13 protein-coding genes and 1 pseudogene are annotated in these 22,408 nt (G+C 42.0%); 4 read left to right on the forward strand and 10 right to left on the reverse strand.

What is annotated here, in order from left to right; translation table 11 throughout:
• Positions 1–7 precede the first annotated feature (7 nt).
• The 5 genes from A0125_RS15770 to A0125_RS03680 all read right to left on the reverse strand — a co-directional run bounded on the left by A0125_RS15770 (position 8) and on the right by A0125_RS03680 (position 5,572).
• On the reverse strand, positions 8–1,030 hold the full coding sequence (locus tag A0125_RS15770; protein WP_197464756.1) for a TonB-dependent receptor domain-containing protein: 1,023 nt from the start codon (positions 1,028–1,030) through the stop codon (positions 8–10).
• Complete coding sequence (locus tag A0125_RS03665) at positions 997–3,033, reverse strand: SusC/RagA family TonB-linked outer membrane protein (protein WP_197464757.1); 2,037 nt, start codon at positions 3,031–3,033, stop codon at positions 997–999. Before A0125_RS03665 ends, A0125_RS15770 begins: the two co-directional genes overlap by 34 nt.
• 21 nt (positions 3,034–3,054) lie before the next feature.
• Positions 3,055–4,182: a FecR family protein gene (locus tag A0125_RS03670; RefSeq protein ID WP_066752213.1), complete on the reverse strand. Its 1,128-nt coding sequence runs from the start codon at positions 4,180–4,182 to the stop codon at positions 3,055–3,057.
• Between the two features lie 118 nt (positions 4,183–4,300).
• Positions 4,301–4,825 carry an RNA polymerase sigma factor gene (locus A0125_RS03675; protein WP_066752216.1) on the reverse strand — a complete coding sequence of 175 codons (525 nt, stop codon included), beginning with the start codon at positions 4,823–4,825 and terminating at the stop codon, positions 4,301–4,303.
• 138 nt (positions 4,826–4,963) lie between these two features.
• Positions 4,964–5,572: a hypothetical protein gene (locus tag A0125_RS03680; RefSeq protein ID WP_066752218.1), complete on the reverse strand. Its 609-nt coding sequence runs from the start codon at positions 5,570–5,572 to the stop codon at positions 4,964–4,966.
• A 318-nt stretch (positions 5,573–5,890) separates the two neighbouring features.
• Between A0125_RS03680 and A0125_RS03685 the strand changes: the two genes are divergently transcribed.
• The 4 genes and pseudogenes from A0125_RS03685 (at position 5,891) to A0125_RS16565 (ending at position 13,074) form a co-directional block, all read left to right on the forward strand.
• A complete protein-coding gene (locus A0125_RS03685) occupies positions 5,891–8,908 on the forward strand; it encodes a SusC/RagA family TonB-linked outer membrane protein (RefSeq protein WP_231863104.1) in 3,018 nt (1,005 codons plus the stop codon).
• 17 nt (positions 8,909–8,925) lie between these two features.
• Positions 8,926–10,611, forward strand: a complete 1,686-nt coding sequence (locus A0125_RS03690) for a RagB/SusD family nutrient uptake outer membrane protein (RefSeq protein ID WP_066752224.1) — start codon at positions 8,926–8,928, stop codon at positions 10,609–10,611.
• A 224-nt stretch (positions 10,612–10,835) separates the two neighbouring features.
• Positions 10,836–12,460 (forward strand): annotated as a pseudogene (locus tag A0125_RS03695) (ABC-F family ATP-binding cassette domain-containing protein).
• Between the two features lie 95 nt (positions 12,461–12,555).
• On the forward strand, positions 12,556–13,074 hold the full coding sequence (locus A0125_RS16565) for a GtrA family protein (RefSeq protein WP_066752227.1): 519 nt from the start codon (positions 12,556–12,558) through the stop codon (positions 13,072–13,074).
• Between the two features lie 50 nt (positions 13,075–13,124).
• Here A0125_RS16565 and A0125_RS03705 read toward each other — a convergent pair whose 3' ends face one another.
• The 5 genes from A0125_RS03705 to A0125_RS03720 form a co-directional block, all read right to left on the reverse strand.
• The gene (locus A0125_RS03705) at positions 13,125–14,168 is read right to left on the reverse strand and encodes a S41 family peptidase (protein ID WP_082784871.1); all 1,044 of its coding nucleotides are present in this window, start codon (positions 14,166–14,168) and stop codon (positions 13,125–13,127) included.
• Between the two features lie 10 nt (positions 14,169–14,178).
• Complete coding sequence (locus tag A0125_RS03710; protein WP_066752231.1) at positions 14,179–14,919, reverse strand: porin family protein; 741 nt, start codon at positions 14,917–14,919, stop codon at positions 14,179–14,181.
• A gap of 121 nt (positions 14,920–15,040) precedes the next feature.
• Positions 15,041–16,192: a hypothetical protein gene (locus A0125_RS15775; protein ID WP_197464759.1), complete on the reverse strand. Its 1,152-nt coding sequence runs from the start codon at positions 16,190–16,192 to the stop codon at positions 15,041–15,043.
• 92 nt (positions 16,193–16,284) lie between these two features.
• On the reverse strand, positions 16,285–18,438 hold the full coding sequence (locus tag A0125_RS15780; protein ID WP_197464760.1) for a TonB-dependent receptor: 2,154 nt from the start codon (positions 18,436–18,438) through the stop codon (positions 16,285–16,287).
• 317 nt (positions 18,439–18,755) lie between these two features.
• The gene (locus A0125_RS03720; RefSeq protein ID WP_066752745.1) at positions 18,756–22,142 is read right to left on the reverse strand and encodes a TonB-dependent receptor; all 3,387 of its coding nucleotides are present in this window, start codon (positions 22,140–22,142) and stop codon (positions 18,756–18,758) included.
• Positions 22,143–22,408: the final 266 nt, after the last annotated feature.

Consider the following 22,408-nt stretch of genomic DNA (forward strand, 5'->3'; position numbering starts at 1 on the left):
ATTCAGATTATAAATTAAAGTTTAGACCAAACATCCAAGTGCGTGTGCGAGGATAGGTTTGGCGATTATCGATACCCGGCATCAGACCGCCAAGATCTACTTCAGGATCAATTCCCTTGTAGCCTGTAAGCGTGAATACATTATTTACCGTCGCATACACGCGAAGGTTCTTAATCGATGTACCATTGGTAGGGATTTGGTAAGCTAGGGTAAGATATGCCAAACGCAGGTAGTCACCTTTTTCCAAATAACGATCCGATAAATAATGGGCATTTATATCTGTCATCTTCTCGGTTTCAAATACGCTAGCCAACACATTTTTTTGCCCCGCATTACCGACCACATTAGAATGCCGCGCACGCGTAGCATTCATGATCTGATGACCAAATACGCCTTGAAACATACCCGTCAGCGCAAATCCGCGGTACTGCAAGCTATTGTTCCAGCCCAACGTATAGCGCGGTTGTGCTGTACCGGTTGCGGTACGATCTTTATTCACTGGCGTAATGGTGGTATTGCCTGTGCGCTCACCACTTTGTGCATCGCGTTCGTAGAATGTAGAGATGCCGTCTTCATTATAGCCAGCCCACTCCCAAGTATAAAATTGTCCGATAGGTGCACCTTCCATCAAGCGTTGCTGAAATGCATTACTTTGTCCAGCGCCGCCCAAGTTTGCCAAGTCGATGTATGCCGTCGAAAACTCTTGATTCGATATACGCGTTACCTCATTTCTATTATGCGAAGCCACGATATCGGTGTTCCAGCGCAAACTTCCTGTGCGCAGTGGCGCAAAGTTTAAGGTAAGCTCTACACCGCGATTGTTGATCTCGCCCACATTCGCCGTTAAGGAACTGTATAAATATTTGGTTGTAGATACCGCGTAGTCGTAGATTAAGTCCGTCGTATTTTTCGTGTAGTATTCCAAGGTACCACTTAGCCGATTATCCAAGATGGCAAAATCCAAACCCAGATTGAGCATACCTGTACGCTCCCATCTTAGATCAGGATTCGCATTGCGTAATGCCGCCAAAGTACGAAGGTCGCGCCCGTTGGCATCTGTATAGAAACTTGAGGTAGCTCCGTATACACGCGCGCCGTAAACACATCAAATCCTAATGAATTGCCACTCACACCATAGCCAGCACGTAGTTTCAAATCGTTGAAAACACCCAAATCCTGGACGAAGTTTTCTTCAGACAAGCGCCAAGCGGCAGAGATGGATGGAAATGTTGCCCAGCGATTGTTTTCGCCAAAGGCAGACGAACCATCACGGCGTACGGTTGCTTGAAAGATGTACTTGCTGTTGTACGTATAATTCAAACGACCGTAAAAAGAGATCATGCGTAAGGTGGACAGGTAATAATTACCGAATCCAAGCAGATCAACCACATTCGCCATTCCTGGATTGTAATATCCTAAGCCATCATCATAGTAATCGGATGTAGTGAGTTGAAAACCATCATTATTATTGTTTTCTTCCCATGAGTAACCAGCTAGTGCGTTCAGCTTATGCTTGTCTCCAAATGTTTTCTCGTAATTCAAGTTCATCTCCATGACCTTACGCTCATCTTCCACGGCAGCGCGGATAGAGCGACCATTTTGATTACGCGCAGCCATGGATTTGCTGGTATAATACTGAGAAGGATTGAACTGTCGGTTTTGCATCGACAAGTCCAAGTTGTAGGTTAAACCAGACAGTATCTCATAGCCCAAGCGCGCATGCGTCTGCAATACCTTGGTTTTCGTAAAATTGGTGTTTTCTTCGATCAGGGACACCGGATTGACATATTGAGAGCGATCTGTCTTCTCAAACCACGATCCATCTTCCTGCCTCACGGGGGAAACGGGCAAATAGTAATACATGGCGTCGTACACGCTCAGTCCGTCGCCCAGTGCCAGTACATCATTTTGCTTGGTAATACTGGCATTCACATTGAATGAAGCAGTTAGTCGATCGCTTAGCGCTTTGGTTTGTACAAAACCGCGAGCGATCTGCCTACCCATATCGGTACCTTTTATCACTCCATTATTCTGAAAAGTATTGATGCTAGCGTTGTATTGGGTGCGCTCGGTAGCACCTAGTAGTGAAATATTGTGATTGTTGGACACGCCGGTGCGCTCCACTTCCCGTTGCCAATCTGTATCGGCTCCCAGATCATCCGTAGGTTCCATGCTAAAGTTGTTTTCTTCGACAAATCGACGGTATTCTGCACCAGTCATCATTTCATAGCGGCGCGCCACTTTATCTAGTGCAACATAGCCATTGTACGAAATACCCGTTTGACCAGCTTTGCCTCGTTTGGTGGTCACGATGATCACGCCGTTGGCCGCTTTAGAACCGTAAATAGCCGTTGCAGAAGCGTCTCTGAGTACATTGATACTGGCAATATCATCTGGCGCAACAAGTGCCAATGAAGCACCAGGAACACCGTCAATTACATAATACGGCTCCATGGCTTCGCCAGTCCGTAAGGTAGATGCTCCACGCAAACTCACCGAAGGCGTCGCATTCGGATTACTGTTATTCGTAGAGATCGTTAAGCCCGGGACTTTGCCCTGCAACATTTGCGCAGGCGAGGTCAACACACCGACATTCATATTTTCGGCCTCGATGGTCGTGATCGAACTCGTCACATCCTTACGGGAAAGTCTTCCGTAACCAATCACTACTTCTTCTATCGCAGTAGTTACCGGACGCATCTTGATGCTGAGTGCCAGCACCTCGCCCGATCTTATAAAATAGCCTCGTAAAGTATCTGGCTCAAATCCTAAAGAATTAAAAATAAAATGGTAAGGTCCGCCAGTTGGCAATCCGCTAAATGAAAACAATCCCTGATTGTTAGAAGTGGTCGTATAGCTCAATCCATCTTTGGAATGTACCGCATCGATATTCACGCCCGACACAAAGCCGCCGGATTCATTTTGTGTACCGCCCCGTACTTGAATTTGCTGGGCTTGGCTTCGACAGATCGTCGTACCGAATAATACAAAAAGCACAATGACTCTTTGCCATGTTTGTAAATGGTGTAACATATTAATTATGGTTGTTTGGTTTTATTGTATAATAGAATCACGTGGGTTAATAGCATTAATTTCTTGTTCTTTTACTTGCCGCAATAACAGATAAGACCCATCAGGTTGCTTGATGTAGCGCAAGTCATTTATCAGACAAATAATAGTCAGAACATCATGAAGCTGCTCTTTAGATAGATCTACCGTGCCGGTATATAAGATGTGCTGTAATGCTGGTTCATCAAATAAAATGGCGCTACCGTACGCTTTGCTTAGGTGATTCATCACCTCTGCCAATGGAATATTAGCCATTTCCAAAAGCCCCATATTTTGCGATTTTTGCGAAACATGACGTACGGCTCTTGCACGCGGCTGATCGCTTGGCAAACGGTGCGCCACTACCTTCGATCTTGTGTCAATCAAGATCTGTTCTCCTTTTTGATGTAAAATGGTTCGTTTTATAGCGAATTTTATCCTTATCGGGGATACGGCCACCCTACCGCTATGTAAGGTGACGGATGTGTGTTGATTTTTCTCACGTGTATTAATCGTAAATGATGTACCCAGAGCGGTTGTTTTCGTAGCGCCAGCATAAACGCTGAAGGGCCTTGATGAATCTTTTGCGATATCAAAGTATGCCTTCCCCTCTAAATGAACTTCGCGATTATCTGGCGAAAAAATGCTCGGATAAGTGAGCTTTGCATGCGCATAAAGTTTCACTGTAGATCCGTCAGGAAGTGTAAAATGTCGTGGCTGCTGGCTCTCATTGACCAAAACAGTAGAAGACGTGTCGGGTAGCGGTGCAATATCTGCAATCGGACTACCGGCAAATTGATCGGAAGCACCACTGAACCATACCTGCCAACTAAGCACACCACAGAAAAGTAGTACTACCGCTGCGATAGCATATCTTGCCAATTGCTGACGTTGGCGCATGCGTCGTAGCGAGCGTATCTTATCTCGCCTATCGGCCGCCATCGACTCCTTCAGGTGGGTAGACATCTGCTCGCTAGGAATAGCGGAGTGCGGAAGATCGTCGGTATACGATTTCCAAGCATCATCAGAAAATAAACGTTCGACGATTCCCGGATCGTTCCAAAGATGTTTGCGCAATTGGCGTTCTCGATCTGTCCATTCCCGATCCGGGGACGATCTCTTTTTAGACTTCATATTAGGAATACGCGGCTCGAGCCAGCATCCCTATCTGCTTAACAATTATTTAATCTGGATTTCTCAACAATGTTGGAATTGCTTTATGAAATTGTAGTTCGAGAATACAAAGGATGTCTTAAAGCATGACGGAATAAAGGTGTTGTTTTAGTTGTCCTAATGCTTTTCCAATGTGCTTTTCTACGGCTTTAGTTGAGATAGAAAAAATTTCTGCAATTTCCCGATGCGACATGCCTTGCTTGCGGCTGAGTTCAAATACCAAACGACGCACTTTAGGCATATTTTCGATATCTTTTTCGATGATCTGCAAAAGATCTTTACTCTCAATGGCATCGATCAAGGAGTTAGTAAATGGTGTTGAGGCTGTCTCGCCTTCGTACTTAAAGCGTGCGGCTTCTTTGCGAAGCAAATCAATCATCACTTGACGCGCCATTCCAAACAGCTGAACCTGTATTTCCAATGTATGACTTAATGCAGCGCGACTTTTCCAAAATTTGATAAAGGTAAGCTGAGTAACCTCTTCAGCTAGGTAAGTAGATTTGGTTCTACTCCATATAAAACTATAAATACGCCAGTGATGATCTTCGTAAATCCTATTAAAGACAAGTTCGTTATCCGATTGCAATGCAATGATTTCATTCATAGGTGCTACAAAGGTATTAGCTTTATAAGTAGGGTTTTTTTAAGGAATTGTTATCCTTATGTAAAACAAAACGTCCTCAAAACTAACTTTTTGTAGTAAAAGATATCCAGCGGTACTGTGAAAGCTTTATAAGACCATTTAGCAATCAGGCACCATACCCATTGTCATGCCATTTGGTCCCCAAATCGGAACCACGCGTACACCACAACCAGAGTCATTATCATTCTCAGCGGGGATTTCACGACTTGTATTCAACTGAAGATTTAAGGTCGATCCAGCAGGGAACGTACCATCCGCCTTTTTAAAATAAACGCTCATCGCCAAATCCGCCTTACCACGCTGCAAGATACCGTCAAATGACATGTTTTGTGCTGCATTTTCAATTTTTCCATCGATTTTTTGTTGACTAATTACGAAATAGCTTTCGGTATCCGCAGCTTCTAAACGTAGTTCTGCACCATCCATCTTTCCTCGAAACTTCAGGTTTATCTCCCCATCATTATCGAAATCGGCCATAAACACTACGGAAACCGAATCATTTGTAGCTTCTATCACCGCTATGCGACCTTCACCATTCCAGATATAATCTTCTGCATTCGGTTGTGATCGCACACCACGCGCCGTACCACGATATGGCTTACCACCAAAAAGTTGGCTAAAGTTGCCTTCATCCAGAGGTTCAGAATTATCTTTGGAACAACCAGTACAGAACAACCCAACTGCTAAAATCATCCATAGGTTTTTCATGTCTTTCTATTTATTGTACAATTACTAAAGTAACGGTATCGCCAACACAGTGCAATCCACGAAAACCAGTATTTTACATTACAAGGGTAAATCTTATCGATCATACACCTTTAAAAGACGTCAGCTGGAGACAAAAACAAAAACTCACACAATAACCTGTTTACCTGAACATTACATCTATTATAATAATTTTGAACGAGGTATTAACGAGTATAGAATAGCATCAAAATCAATGGTGATAAGATTGAAAATTATACTTATTGATTGTTGACATCCTACATTTTTTCCTACCTTGGGGCAACTAATAAATATAAACCTATGAATCGTAAACTTTTAATGAATTGCCGCCTCTTCGGGGCGTCAAAAGTGGCATTCATGTGTCTATTTGCCATCCAGATTTCCAATCCTTTGGAGGCTGATGCAAGATCTAGACTAACACATGTTGTCGAGCCAAATCAACAAAAAATCATCACAGGACAAGTGACCAATTCTGATGGAACAGAGAACCTCTCTGGTGCGACCGTAAAACTAAAAGGTTCTAGCACCACGGTCACAACGAATGTTGATGGATTTTTTGAAATCAATGTGCCCAATCCCGAGGCGATCTTAGTGATTACCTACATGGGCTATCAATCCAGAGAAGTCGTAGTCGGTAATCAATCTGGGATTACTGTTCGCATGGTCGAAGATTCCAGCAGCTTAGATGAAGTTGTCGTGGTCGGGTACGGATCGTTGGATCGCAGGGATTTAACCAGTCCGGTATCCGTAATTAAACAGAAAGATCTTATTGCAGGTGCCGTATCGCCCCTTATTGCTATTCAAGGAAAAGTACCCGGATTGACGGTTGCTTCTACGAATGGTACAGATCCAAATGCCGGCCTGTCCTTACAACTTCGTGGCGTGAATTCCATCAACGCTTCGCAAGGACCATTAGTGGTGATTGATGGTGTGCCCGGTGGCGATATCAACTCTGTAGTACGTGAAGATATTGAATCCATCAACGTTTTACGAGATGCATCTGCAGCAGCAATCTATGGTACAAGAGCTTCTGGCGGTGTGATTTTGATCACTACGAAAAGGCCGCAAATTGGAAAAACCAACGTTACCTTCACTTCCGAATACTTTACAGAACGTGTTCGCAGACGTCCGGAAGTACTTACCGGAGATGAGTTTGTAGCGTATGGCCTGGGGGAAGATCTAGGGCATCGCACCGATTGGTACGACGAAGTGATGAACAAAAATCCATTTTCACATCGCCAAGTAGTGAACATATCTGGAGGTTCGGAAAATGCTAACGTCTATACTACTTTCTTCAAACGGAAAGCAGAAGCCATTGCGATGGGATCCGAGCGAGGCGAATTAGGCGGAAGAATTAATTCAAATTTTAAGTTTTTTGATGGCAGAGCCGAGCTGAGTACACAAGTCAGCTACAATCAAGTTGACGCAGATTTTATTACAAACAATACCAACACCAATGAAAATAATAACGACATATTTAATATGGCTTTGGTGCTCAACCCTACTGAAACGCCCTACAATTCGGAAGATATTACCGGTTACAATGTCTTTTTAGGAGGATATGATTATTGGAATCCTCTAGCCGAGGTAGCTTTGAGAAGCAATCAAAAGCAATATCGTTATTTACTGGCCAATAGTGCGTTGAAGATCAATATTACCGATCAGCTTTCTACCACAGCGACGGTTGGTATCAAGAGTAACAGTGAACATGGTCGCTTTTACCGGTCGGCACAACATCGCGAATCTCGCTTAAATGGTATTGATGGTTATGCCAGTCAAAATTATGGCCGTTGGGAAGATCGCATTTTTGAATGGTCCGTAGCATACGATAATCGCTGGGAAAGACATCATCTAAATGCCGTGGCAGGATACAGTTATCAAGATTTCAACGGTCAAGGATTTAATGCGAATAACTCCAACTTCCCGGTAGATGGTATCCGTGAACATGATCTCGGAACAGGTACATTCCTTCCCGATGGCCGAGCGGGCATGGGTTCCTACAAAAATCCTTGGGTAAAACTGGCTGCCTTTTTCGGTCGGGCAAACTATTCCTTCGACAACCGATACATTGCGACAGCAACAGTGAGACATGAAGGTTCGTCCAAATTTGATCCCGCGAATCGCTGGGGAACATTTACCGGTATATCTGGCGCGTGGCGCATCTCCGAAGAAGCGTTTATGAAAAATGTCGGCTTCATCCAAGATCTAAAACTGAGAGCTGGATATGGTGAAACCGGAAACGAAGGTTTTAGCGCCAATACGGCCAGACGAATGTATGGTGCAGATACTTGGTGGTTGTTTGCAGGAAATTGGAATAGAACCTATGGTGTAATGCATAATCAGAATAGAGATATTCGCTGGGAAGTGAAGAAGGAATACAACATTGGCTTGGATTTCACTATTCTGAACAACAAATTGACTGGTCGCGTGGATTATTACAAACGTTTCATCGATGACATGATCTATGACATTAGCGTATCGCAACCACCGGCGATCCACGACCGCACCCAGATGAATATTGGCGATATGCAAAATCAAGGGATAGAGTTCGAGCTAAATTATAATGTAGTCAACAATGCAGACTGGAATTACACGACCACCTTTGTGGCTGCGCATAATCGTAGTCGTTTAAATTCACTTTGGGGCAGTCAGACTTTTGCCGATCGTAAAGGATTTCCTGCGCCTGGATCTCCCGGCAACGCAGTTCGTTTATTCCCAGGAGAAGATATTGGCCGATTCTTTATCTGGCAGCACGCTGGTTTTACGGATGATGGTCAGTGGATGTTATATGATCAAAATGGCGAAGCATTTGATGTGACGGAGCGCAACAAAACGCTAGCCGACAAGCGATTTATCGGAAATGGAATACCGCGCGTACAGCTTTCATGGAATCATAGCATTGCGTACAAGAATTGGGATGCCGGCGTATATATGCGTAGTTGGCTAGGATACGACGTATTCAATATGATTAATATGTATTACAGCTTGCCTAACGTACGCGGGCAAAATGTGCTGCGTACCGCTTTTGAAGAACATCGGGACATTGTAGGTGAAAAAGAACTGAGCGATTACTGGTTAGAAAAAGGCGATTTCTTGAAAATAGATGTCATCAGCTTAGGATACACCTTCAAAAAGGATTGGATCAAGCCGTTGAGCAACTTGCGTTTGTATGCGTCAGGCAGAGATCTATTTGTATTCACCAAATACAGCGGTTTAGACCCAGAGGTCAATATCAACGGCTTGGAACCAGGATTCGAAGAGCGAAATGCCTATCCCAAAACCAGAACTTTTATGTTCGGATTACAAGCTAATTTTTAACCAATAGCACTTAAACGATGAAAACGAAAAATATAGTATTAGGAATATTGTCTTTGAGCAGCCTCATGATCGGATGTACCAAGCTCAATCAAGAATTCTACAGCCAAGTAACGCCAGAAACCTTTTTTCAAAGTGAAAAAGATATTTTGGCAGCGCTCAATCGCCCGTTCACACATGCGCGCTGGTATTTAGGCGAAGATCGCTGGCGACTACAAGAATATACAGCAGATAATTTTGCAATCACGACAAAAGGTCGGCATTGGTACAATGGTGGTGAAAATGAACGCTATCACTATCATCGCTGGACACAGGATGAAGGTTGGATTTGGGGCAGTTGGCGCGGTACATTGATGGGCGTAGCACTAGCGCTCGATGCAAAGACCGATCTAGAAAAATTAGATTACACACGTTTTGCACTGACCGAAGAAGACAAACAAGCACACCTGAATCAGCTAAATACCTTGGCTGCATTCTTTTACTTACGCGGACTCGATTATTTTGGAGGTATGCCGATCTTCACGACGCTAGAAGGCGAAAGCTTGCCGCGTAATACCGATGCAGAATTGTTCGCTCATATTGAATCCATATTACAAGGAGCCATTCCCTTGCTACCAAAAAAGGAGGCTGGAGCAGCTGAACAAGGTGAGTTGAAAGCCGCTGCGGCGGTAACGATGTTGGCAAGGCTCTATTTCAATGCTGAAGCATATATCGGCAAACCGATGTTTCAAGAATGCATGCAACTTTGCCAAGCTATCGTCGATCAACAGCATGGCACCTATGCTTTAGATCAAAATTGGTATGGCCCACATGGATTTAGCAATCATCAATCGCCAGAAATTATCTGGTCGATTCCTTCAGAATTCAACAAGTTGCAGTATGATTGGTTTTACGCCGACTTTTACCACTACAATTCTCGACAATTTTTTGATCAGGATATGGGAGCGAACAATGGTGCACACTTAACCCCTTCGCGCCGGCCAGATAGCACGCTGTATACTGGAGCATTCAGATTAGGATCGCCATTTGAAAAATTTGCCGCTTCAGATCTCCGAAAAAGACCTTATCGCTACTTAGGAAATGGCACGTACGAAGGCATGTTTATCAACGGACCACATCGTACGCGAACTGGCGGAGCCATAAACGGCGGTGAAGAATATCGAGATCAGCCACTGATCTTCAGAGATCAAGTCGGTAGATTCTCTGAAGTTGGACCAGGCAAACGGTATCCTACAATTGCCGATTTGCCTTCTACCATGGCCAACGGCGAGGAAAATACCGGCGTACGATTGGTAAAGGTTCCGATTCCAACTTTAGCAGAAAACACGCTACGCTGGGGAGCCGATAATCCTGCTATTCGATTAGCAGAAGTTTATTACATGTTGGCCGAATGCAAATGGAGAACTGGTGATGTTGCTGGTGCAGCAGCGTTGATCAATGCCGTGCGTCAACGAAACTTTGCCGGTGGCAATGATCCTGATCCAGTTACAGTAGCCAACCTTGACAAATACCGTTTCTTAGACGAGTGGAGTATTGAATTCTTGGGCGAAGGCCGACGAAGAACCGATCTGATTCGATGGGATGCCTTCGTGACAGAAGCTTGGTGGGATCATCAACCCTCGAATTCAAAGCATTTACATCGCTTTCCAGTACCTACCGAAGCCATTTCGGGTAATAATAACTTGGAGCAAAACCCTGGTTATTAAAGTGTAACTTAGCATTCGCAGTGCACGACAGAATCCCTTCTGATATGATGAATCAGAAGGGATTTTTGCGTCAGTAGAATATTAGCTACTGTGAACTGTGCATATGAGCACGCAGCTATCGCTCTATGCTGATAAATTCTATTATTAATCGTACCTTTGTACCCGAATTAGCATAAAATAATTTAGGGAGGTCAATCTCCTACTACACGTAAAATATATCATTCATGATAAATATATCAAACCTCTCACTTCGTTTCGGAAAACGCATACTTTTTGAAGATGTGAATTTAAAATTCACACCTGGCAACTGTTATGGAATTATCGGAGCAAACGGAGCAGGAAAATCAACTTTTTTAAAAATCATCTCGGGTGAGGTAGATCCATCGACGGGTTCAGTGGCTTTCACTCCTGGTGAGCGCATGTCAGTACTTAGTCAAGATCACTATGCTTTTGACGAATTCAGCGTCTTAGAAACGGTGATGATGGGAAATCAGGATTTGTACAAAATCATGAAAGAGAAAGATGCCATCTACATGAAGGAAGATTTCTCGGATGCCGATGGCGAGCGCGCCGGCGAACTGGAAAGCCTTTTTGCAGAGATGGACGGCTGGAATGCAGAAAGTAATGCCGCTACGCTATTAAGCAATTTAGGAATTAGAGAAGAGCAGCATACCAAATTGGTACAAGAACTAGATGGTAATGAAAAAGTGCGTGTGCTCTTGGCGCAGGCCCTTTTTGGAAAGCCAGACATCTTAATTCTCGATGAGCCTACGAATGATTTGGATATCAAGACCATCGCTTGGTTAGAAGATTTCTTAGCATCGTACGAAGCGATTGTATTAGTTGTATCGCACGATCGTCACTTCCTGGATGCCGTATGTACACACATTGTGGATATCGACTTTAGCAAAATGACGATCTATACCGGTAACTATACGTTCTGGTACGAATCTTCTCAATTAGCATTGAAACAACGTTCGGATCAGAACAAGAAAATGGAAGACAAGGTGAAGGAATTACAGGAATTTATCCGTCGTTTCTCGGCCAATGCTTCTAAATCCAAACAAGCTACTTCTCGTAAGAAAGCATTGGATAAGATCAACATCGACGAGATCAAACCTTCCAATCGTAAATATCCTGCTATCATGTTCAACCAAATGGATCGTGAACCGGGCGATCAGATCTTGCAGGTAGAAGGTTTGAGCAAAACGGTGGATGGACAGGTCTTCTTCAAAGACATTTCCTTCATGGTGAACAAAGGCGATAAGATTGCGATCCTAGCAGAAAACAACTTAGTGACTTCTGCTTTCTACGATATCCTATCGGGTCGTGATCAAGATTATAAAGGTGAATTCAAATGGGGTGTAACGATCACACCAGCAGATATGCCGATTGATAATGCTGATTCTTCGAAGGCAGCAAGGAAAATTTGGTAGATTGGTTGCGTACGTATTCTACACGCCCAGATTCGGATGAACAGTTTATCCGTGGTTTCTTGGGTAAAATGTTGTTCTCTGGCGAAGAGGTACTGAAGAAATGTTCGGTACTTTCTGGAGGAGAAAAAATGCGTTGTATGTTCTCCCGCATGATGTTGCAAGGAGCAAACTTTTTGATGTTTGATGAACCAACCAATCACTTGGATTTGGAATCAATCACGGCTTTAAACAACGGAATGACGGATTTTAAAGGTTCTATCCTATTCACTTCACGAGATCACGAATTGACCGAAACGGTGGCTAATCGCGTGATCGAGCTGACGCCAAATGGCATTATCGACAAACTGATGTCTTACGACGAATACATTCAATCGGAAGTGGTGCAAGCGCAGCGCGAAGAGATGTATAAATAATTTTTGATCTAATCACCTTATAGTAAAAACACCCTCGATAAATTTCTATTCATCGAGGGTGTTTTTTGTGATAGGGTCATTATATTAGCACCTTGATGAACACCAACGATAGCAAGCTCAAATCATTAAAAAAATATATTACCGATACGGATGTTTCGATATCCGTCAAGAATCGAAAAGTAAATCTCTTGAATTATCAAAAATTCAAATATGTTTTCTTTGGCGGAGCTAATGTATTGCTTAATTGGGTTTTGTTTTATATTATCTTTCATTATGTTACCTTCAAAAACAATGTAGACGTGCTCGGACTGGTTACTATAAGTCCGTATATCTTTGCATTATTAACCTCTTTTGTAGTAACTTTCTTTACTGGATTTTTATTCAATTTTTTTCTGGTATTTAAGCAAAATGAGCATGCACCAAAATTTGGAAATCGGTTGCTTCGCTATTTTGCGACTAACATGGGTTCGTTAATATTGAATTATTTTCTTCTAAAATTGTTTGTCGAATTATTACAATGGTACCCTACCCCTTCTCAGATCTTATGCACAGGGTTGATTACGATTTATAGTTATATTGCTCAGCGAAAGTTCACTTTCAGCAAACGATTTTAGATCGTCGCGTTATCTGACCTGCTCATATAAAAGTTGATTTTACTGTAGAATTAATTTGGCGCTACACCGACACCTTCTATGCTACGACTATTCTTATCGAGGAATTGTACAGACGCTGTTCGGATACGCATAAATTCTCCAATGCTATACGTACCGCTATTAAAGATTTCAATAGCAGCAATTGGCGAAGTAGCACCATATGTACTAGCTCCCTCCAAAGTACCAAGTTGATTGCTTTGGATAATATAAGCCATCAATTCTGCTAACGACGCGGTAATACCATTAGTTAATACAGTAATTTTTGGAGCAGTTGTATTTACTCTGCGAGATCTGACTATCGCTGGAAGCAAAGGCGAATAGTGAGTACGACCTCGACCGAGTTTCATCTTCGTGTATCCAAAGTGGATATCGGCTATTAGCAATTTACCCAAAAAGAAATTAAGATCAATCAGATTGCCTCCTGTGCACGAGCGCAAATCCAAAATGACGTGTTTGATATTATCGTTCTCCACTTGATCAAAGAACCAATCCAAACTTTCATCCGATTCGGCTGAAATTCCCGATCTGTAGTTCCTCCCGAAATTAAAGAGATTTGTCTTAAAAATGACCGTCTGATCATCGGTCAAACCTGTTATAAAATGACTGTCGTTGGTATAATGGCCAACATGTTGTTCACCCCTAATCATAGCTTCTACTTCCTCTAATGAATCAAAATAAGAGGGAACATCGTCAAATTGTTTTCTTTCAAAGGAGGGATTAATTTGAATACCTTGGATGCCACGAGCCGTGAAATCAATAGTAAAATGATGATCTAAGATGTCTTGCGTCATCTCGCGAAAAAGCTCTACCGCGGAAAAGAGATCCTGCTGATCATTAATGTCCAACCTTTCAAATTGAGAACGGTATTGATGCATTTGATCCCAATCCGTATTTTCGAGATCCCAAAATACATAGCGTTCATCCATAAAATGATAGAATTGATCAAATATATCAACCATTGTCGGATTCTGGCCAATTTCACCGGGCAGATCATCCGAACAGGACGAAGTCATGCATATATAACAACATAATACGATGAAATAGATCTTCTTCATATGCCTTATCTCACGGTTCAAATTGAAGTTGTATGCCTGCGGTAAGAAAGCGATTGTAAAAACTCAAATTACTAGTATTGCCAGCTAGAAAACTCTGTAAACCGTGCGCATACCGTACTTCTATCCCTATACTATACTTATTCTTAGACCATAATGATGTGCCGACGCCAGCATATCCTGCAAAGAAATTCGAACGATAAATGGATTTGTCTGTACTAATAAAACTCTCTAAAAAAAACGATTCCGTGCCAGCATCAGCATTGTATTCGTTGTTAAAAACATTTGGATATGTGCCCTCAGCACGCGCGCCCAATAACATGTTGGCGCTTAATCCAGCGAGCAGGTAAGGTCTGAATCTATTTGGCTTTGTTACTAAATAATATTTTACGCCGATCGGTATCTCCAAAAAAGTGTGTGTGTACTGCGTTTGTATACTGGGATTAGCATTACGCACGCTGTGTTTAGCAGACAACAGTGAAATGTCTAATGCTGCTGCCCAATGAGTATTAATTAGATATTCGGAACCTAGCCCAGCTATAAAACCCACATTTGATTGCATAGATTGATTACGGTAAAAACTATTGGTATTCGGCATTGAAAGCACACTACCTACCTTAGCACGCAGCGAGATATCTTGAGCAAAAGAAGATAAAATGCTTGAATACAATATGATGCCGCATATCGCCACGCGAAGCAAATGATTAAAATGCTCAGCAAGGATATATTTATGATCTATTATATTAATTCTCACGTACGATATATCACTAACGATAACAAATACAATTCAATCTATTATTTAACTATGTTACCATAAATATAACAAACAGAAGTTACAAAAGCTAACCACTTAAAGCAGTTATTTTAATTGTCTGTTAAAATAAATATCGCACACCAAACATCATTTGCCAAGTAGTTGCAGTTGTACTTACATTTTGGAAGGGAGTGGTAGGCAATTGACCTTCAATAAGATTCATATTGAAAGTAGGAATCCCATTTGCGGGAGTCGGTACCGTATTGAGCACAGATTGTCCTTGATTATTTACCCCAGGAACTGAATGATTGCCAAACAAAAATTGAGCATCATTTAGGCGGCTTCGTATTCCCGCATTCCTGCTCAACAGATTACCAAAATTAATAAAGTCCAAACTTACCTGCAAGGCGTGTTTACGTGCGCCAATATTGGTGTAAACATCTTGCAATATGCGTACATCAAAACGATTCAACCATGGTAATAAAAATCCGTTTCGCGGTAGGTATTGACCCATGTATTTTTCCAGACCATTTCTAGCTATAAATACACGTAATGCCTCGACCTGTTCTTCGGCTGTGAAGAGCACGTCACCATTCGCATTCACTCGATCAGCAAAATTCAAGGCATTTAAATCACGTGGTAAGTATATTAAATTGTTATTTATGCCGTCACGATTAATATCAGTTGTATACGTGTAAGAGAAACGTCCTTGTGAAGATCCGGTGTACACTACTCCTACCGTGGTGGCCAATGCATTTGCATATTCAAAACGGTAGCTTAAGTTTGCGACCACACGATGAGGAATCGCGAAATTAGAAGGATGTAATATTTGATCATTCGGGCCATTAATATTCGGAGAACCTCCCCAAGCAGAAGCAGCACTTGACCCAGCATTTGCACTTACTTCACGCGCGTCGGAATAGGTATAAAACACACCGCCACTAAAACCTTGATGGAAAGGAACCGTCAAGCCAACGGTCGCACTCAAAGCATGCCCTTTCACATTGGTATTCGTTAGTACGGTCACATTATTAGCTCCTATTGCTGGATTGAATCGCTGTACGCCATCAGGATAAAACGTACGATTATCACCGTAGTCTCCCTCTTCACCAGATCTGCCATAATCTAGAAAAGTATTGGACGATGCTCTATTGGCACCAAATTGAAACACAGCATTAATATCTCTCGTATACAAAAAGTCTCCTGTAAGTGTTATTGGCGTATTGGGCAACTTGTAATCACCACCAATGCTAGTACGCCACACCATCGGCATTTTAAAGTTGCGGTCTACTAACGAAAATGTACCCGGAGCGCCTTCGCGTGGCGAACGTATAAAAACATCTTCAGCACCTTGCGGAACATTGTTTAGATGATAATACGGATCAGGATTGAATCGTACGTTGCTATCCAGCCTGCCACATCATTATATGAACCGGGCTCAACCGTGTTTTGTAACACGCCTGCGCCTGTTGGCATATTGGTTAACCATACAAATGGAACTCTTCCGGAAAAGAAACCAGTACCACCTCTTAAAACTAAACTTCGATCACCAAAAACATCATAATTTACGCCAAAACGCGGCGATACGAGCAAACTTGATTTTGGCCATAATCCAGAATTATAATTAGTAGGCATACCATTGACATCCAACAAACGCAAAGCATCAATAGATGGATTAGAGGTAAGCTGGTTCATATATATCGGCAACTCAGCGCGAATACCGTATGTTATGGTCAACTTATCTGTCGCCGTCCAACGATCTTGAGCATACAATGAAGCCAAACCGAAGTTGACGCGAGAGTACGTGTCTTGACCTTCGTATGGATACGTCAAACCAAACATGATTGGTGCTATCTCATTAGGTCCGCCAGTACTCAAAAAGTCTTGAACAGAGGCATATCTATAATAAGATGTTCCCAAGCGTGTAAAACTATTTCCGAAATTTTGAATCTCAAACGCTCCACCAAAAGTAAAATTGTGCTTATCTACCGATAATGTCAGGTTATTAATAAAGGAATAATTGTTATTAAAGACATCATTGTTATGCGAGAATAGCTCCGTACCAAAACTCATGTAATTTGAGTGTGGTGAATTGTTATTACTGTGTGTACCATCGCCTATATCTACGAAAGGAAATAGCTGACTGTTGGGTGTGGTTCTGGTATCTTGAATACGGGTATATGTAGCTAAAAACTGATTATTCCAACGCGAACTGAAATTACTATTCAATTCTGCGGTCAACGACCGCACAATATTTTGAAAAGCGTAATTTCCATTTTCGAATGTGATAGAGTTTTGACTTACGCGGTTCGTTTGGCTTCTAGGGAATGGCCCCGAATTACCATTTGCTAGTTGCATAGATGTTCCGACAACTTGATTGTACCTAACGGCCAATTTATGGCGATCATTTATATTCCAGTCCAATCGTGCCAAAAACTTTGTACTTGATTCTCTTGCTTCGTTCGCATAACCTTCATAACGTCCCGGATTCCAACCCCATTGATTAATAAGATGATCCCGAACGGCTTCTAAATCGGCCCGTGTTGTTCTGGCAATATTCTCGTCTGGTACAGCAACTCCGTCTTCAGAGGGGCGCCACCGATTCACTCCTGATGCGTTGTCTCCTGTAGCTACTTCGCGCTCCGCATTGATGAATAAAAACAACTTATCCTTGATGATGGGGCCACCGAGCCTGAATCCATAATTATGATTGGCAGCGGGGATTTTATCTAAAGTAACCTCCCCAATTCGATGACCTTGAAAATTCTGATTTTGTAGGAAATAATAGCCTGATCCTTCGACCCGGTTCGTACCGCTACGAGTAACCGCATTAATTCCAGCGCCTGTAAAACCAGACTGTGTGATGTCGAAAGGCGCAATGTTTACACTTATTGCTTCAATCGCATCCAATGATATTGGCTGCGAATTGCCTCCGGGCAGTGGATTACCACTTAAGCCAAACCCATTATTAAAATTTGCACCATCAATTTGGAGATTATTGTATCTAGCATCGCGCCCGGCAAATGAATTTCCAGAAGCTTGCGGCGTGAGGCGCGTAAAATCTAAAATACTTCTATTCATCTGTGGCAATTCCTGAAGCTCTTTTAATCCGACACTAGTCGAGGCACCAGTACGCGCAGTATTGATACGCCTTCCGCCGTCAATGGCAATTTCTTCTAAATTTCTTGTACCATCTGTGAAAACGGGATTCAACACAAATGGCTGGCCTAATTCCAAGTAAATATTTTCATATACAACTGGATCCTGACCAACATATGTGACTTCAATAAGGTAAGGACCGCCGATACGCATGTTGGATAAATTAAAACGTCCAGCATCGTTGGAAGCACTGGAATAAGTCGTACCAGATGGCGTATGGACGGCTCGGATAGTGGCGCCAGGTGTCGCTTGGCCAGATGAACGTGTTACGATTCCATTAATACTACTCGTCGTGACCTGAGCGTAGTTGACCCCATAACTCATCAAAAATAATACTAGTAGAAGTACAAATCTCTTCATAAAATTGGGTTATAATAATAGTTAATGTTTTACGGTTTAATTTTCTTTAAGTGCTTATATTGCGACAATAGGTACTATTTACAACATCTATAAAGCCTACAATTAGACAAGAAGAAACAACCAAACTTTATGCTTAAATTAATTTCGAAACAAAATTAATAATTAAACACAGATTAAACATTAAAAATTTATTAACTTTTAAATTAATAAGAATGTACTTGCAGGCTAATTTAGGGAGCATTCATTGAATCGAGTATCACAAAAAAAACCGAGCATATAGCCCGGTTTTTAAAAATACCCCTTAATGAAGTTTAATTCTAGAAAGTATAACGTAATCCAAACATAATTTGATACGTAGTACTAAAATTACTTGCATTTTGGAAAGGTGTCGTTACCAACTGATTGTTGACATTACGCAATCTAAAAGCTGCAGGCACACCTTCTGGAGAAACACCACCATTAACGCTTAGTAATTGTTCAGCAGTATTTAAATTCTCTTGAATACCCCAAGCTTTGTTCAACAGGTTACCGAAGTTTATAATATCAGCGCTAAACTGTAATGAATGCCTACGTGGACCAATGTTAGTGTAGATATCTTGTAGGATACGAACATCAAAGCGATTCAACCAAGGTCTCAAAAAGCCATTTCTTGGCAAATACTGGCCTCTATATTTATCCAAACCATTCTCTGACGCATACAAATCAAAAGCAGCTGCTTGATCTGCGCTTGTAAATGTCCTAGATTGTTCATTATCATCATCATCCTTAAACGTGATGGTATAATCCTGGAAGTTTAAAGAAGAAGTTAGTCTTGGCATATAAATAAGATCAGCTGTTTGTCCATCACCATTAATATCATTCGAATAAATGTAAGAGAATCTTCCTTGGTGCGAACCATTGTAATAAACTCCTACAGTGGTAGCTAAGGCATTAGCATATTCGAAACGGTAACTCAAATTTGCTACCAATCTGTGCGGAATAGCGAATGATGATATATGTAACATTTGATCGTTTGGACCATTAATATTTGCAGATGCACCCCATGCTGAACTAGCGCTTGAACCTGAGTTTCCAGTGACATCTTTCGAGTCAGAGTAGGTATAGAAAACGCTACCGCTAAAACCGTTATAGTTTGGAACGCTTAAACCCACAGTAGCACTCAATGCATAACCTTTAACATTGGTATTAGTTAGCACGGTACCATTGTTCGCACCAATTGCTGGATTAAAGGCCGTCGCTCCATTTGGATGGTACGCACGATTATCTCCGAAATCTCCTGGTTCACCCGATGATCCATAATTTAAGTAAGTATTAGGTGCTCTTAGGTTAGAGCCGAACTGAAACACAGCGTTTATATCGCGCGTATACAAGAAGTCTCCAGTTACCACAAACGGTGAGTTTGGAATTTTATAATCAGCTCCTAAACTTGTACGCCACACCATTGGCATCTTAAAGTTACGATCTACTAAAGAGAAAGTACCTGGAGCACCTTCACGTGGTGATCTAATAAATACATTCTCAGCACCTTCAGGCACATTGTTCAAGTGAAAATACGGATCGGTGTTAAATCTAACATTTCCTATCCATGGCTCCACCTCGCCATATGTTCCAGGTTCGATGGTGTTCTGTAGTACTCCAGCACCTGTTGGCATGTTCGTCAACCAAACGAATGGTACACGACCTGAGAAGAAACCAGTACCTCCGCGAAGCACTAAGCTACGATCTCCGAAAACGTCATAATTCACGCCAAAACGAGGAGATACCAGCAATTGTGATTTAGGCCACAATCCAGAGTTGTAGTTCGTTGGCATACCGTTTACATCTTGAAGGCGCAAAGCGTCGATCGATGGATTTGCCGTAAGCTTGTTCATATAGATCGGCAACTCCGCACGAACACCGTACGTAATCGTTAATTTGTCTGTAGCCGTCCAACGATCTTGTGCGTACAATGATGCTTGACCGAAGTTGATGCGAGAATAAGTGTCTTGACCATCATAAGGATAAGTCAAACCAAACATAATAGGAGCAACTTCGTTAGGTCCACCTGTAGTCAAGAAATCTTCTACAGAACGATAACGGTAATACGATGTTCCCATTCTGGTAAAACTGTTTCCGAAATTCTGAATCTCGAATGCTGCACCAAAAGTAAAGTTGTGTTTATCAGCAGATAAGGTTAAGTTATTGATAAAGGAGTAGTTATTATTAATAACATCATTGTTATGAGAGAATAACTCAGTACCAAAACTCATATAATTCTGATGAGGGCTCGAATTATTGACATGCGTACCATCACCGATGTCTACAAATGGAAACAACTGATTACTTGGAGTTGTACGCGTATCCTGAATACGAGTATAAGTAGCTAAGAATTGGTTATTTAATCTTGAACTGAAGTTACTGTTTAATTCTGCAGTAATGGAACGAACTACGTTCTGAAATGCGTAATTCCCGTTCTCGAACGTGATGGAGTTTTGACCTACACGGCTATACGCACCTGCTGCTCTCGGACGTGGACCCGAAGTAGCGTTGGCTACTTGCATTGAGTTGCCAATCACTTGGTTATAGCGTACCGCTAACTTGTGTACATCATCAATGTTCCAGTCTAATCTCGCTAAGAATTTAGTACTATTTTGTGAAGCTTCGTTGGCATATCCTTCATATCGTCCTGGATCATATCCCCATTGGTTGATAAGATGATTACGAACTAGTTCTAGATCAGATCTACGTGTGCGAGCAATATTTTCTTCTGGATTGGCTACACCATCTTCAGACGGACGCCACAAGTTGGCTCCAGAAGCATTCGCTCCAGTAGATTCTTCGCGCTCTGCATTGATAAATAAAAATAATTTGTCTTTTACGATAGGTCCACCTAATCTAAAACCATAATTGCGATTAGCAGCATCAACACGTGGCAGCGTTACATCACCAATACGGCGGCCTTGCAAGTTCTGATTTTGCAAAAAGTAATAAGCGGATCCCTCAACGCGGTTTGAACCGCTACGCGTAATCGCATTGATACCCGCACCTGTGAAACCGGATTGCGTCACATCATAAGGCGCGATGTTCACGGTAATCTGCTCGATCGCATCTAAAGAAATCGGTTGTGAACCACCACCCGGTAGAGGATTGTTGGAGTCTGTACCAAAACCGTTATTAAAGTTGGCACCATCGATTTGAACATTATTATAACGAGCATCACGACCTGCAAATGAAGTTCCATTGGCCTGCGGTGTTAAACGCGTAAAATCGATAATGCTACGATTTACTTGAGGAAGTTCTTTTAATTGCTTTTGTCCGATAGCAGTAGAAGCACCTGTGCGAGCTGTGTTGATACGACTTGGTCCGGTTACAGCAATCTCATCAAGATTGGTCATACCTTCACCAAACACCGCATTCAATACGAAAGGTTGACCTAATTGTAGGTAAACATTTTCGTAAACCACTGGATCCTGTCCTACATAAGTAACCTCAATGCGGTAAGGACCACCAACGCGCATATTGGCTAAGTTAAAACGTCCAGCATCGTTAGCTGCACTGGAGTAAGTCGTACCAGATGGCGTGTGCACGGCTCGGATCGTAGCACCTGGTGTTGCTTGCCCCGATGATTGTGTTACAATCCCCGTAACACTACTCGTCGTGACCTGCGCTTGGATAGTTCCATAGCTGGCTAGAACTAACGCAAAGAAAAGTAATGATCTCTTCATAGTTTGTTGTTTCATAAAATAAATGCATCGCAAAATTAAGAAGAGTGATCAGTAAATCAACGCCTTAACATAAACTTAATATTGGATTTACACTATCCTTAAATGTTGATAAGTAGCATCGTGTGATGAGATGGCTAAAATTTGGAAATATTCACAACAACTCAGGTACAAGTGTTAAAAATATGTTAAAATATAAAGGAACTAATTACCAATTTGTAAAAAGCACCTCTCGAAAAATGTGGAAAAAAAAATGGCGATGAATACGC

The organism is Sphingobacterium populi, assembly GCF_001586775.1.
Classification (GTDB): domain Bacteria; phylum Bacteroidota; class Bacteroidia; order Sphingobacteriales; family Sphingobacteriaceae; genus Sphingobacterium; species Sphingobacterium populi.

Bases quoted from the DNA above. Each gene is read 5' to 3' on its own strand.
- A0125_RS03665 (WP_197464757.1), bottom strand. From the start codon at position 3,033: ATGTTACACCATTTACAAACATGGCAAAGAGTCATTGTGCTTTTTGTA.
- A0125_RS15780 (WP_197464760.1), bottom strand. From the start codon at position 18,438: ATGAAGAGATTTGTACTTCTACTAGTATTATTTTTGATGAGTTATGGG.
- A0125_RS03685 (WP_231863104.1), top strand. From the start codon at position 5,891: ATGAATCGTAAACTTTTAATGAATTGCCGCCTCTTCGGGGCGTCAAAA.
- A0125_RS15775 (WP_197464759.1), bottom strand. From the start codon at position 16,192: ATGCCGATGGTGTGGCGTACTAGCATTGGTGGTGATTACAAGTTGCCC.
- A0125_RS03680 (WP_066752218.1), bottom strand. From the start codon at position 5,572: ATGAAAAACCTATGGATGATTTTAGCAGTTGGGTTGTTCTGTACTGGT.
- A0125_RS03720 (WP_066752745.1), bottom strand. From the start codon at position 22,142: ATGAAGAGATCATTACTTTTCTTTGCGTTAGTTCTAGCCAGCTATGGA.
- A0125_RS16565 (WP_066752227.1), top strand. From the start codon at position 12,556: ATGAACACCAACGATAGCAAGCTCAAATCATTAAAAAAATATATTACC.
- A0125_RS03690 (WP_066752224.1), top strand. From the start codon at position 8,926: ATGAAAACGAAAAATATAGTATTAGGAATATTGTCTTTGAGCAGCCTC.
- A0125_RS03670 (WP_066752213.1), bottom strand. From the start codon at position 4,182: ATGAAGTCTAAAAAGAGATCGTCCCCGGATCGGGAATGGACAGATCGA.
- A0125_RS03675 (WP_066752216.1), bottom strand. From the start codon at position 4,825: ATGAATGAAATCATTGCATTGCAATCGGATAACGAACTTGTCTTTAAT.
- A0125_RS03705 (WP_082784871.1), bottom strand. From the start codon at position 14,168: ATGAAGAAGATCTATTTCATCGTATTATGTTGTTATATATGCATGACT.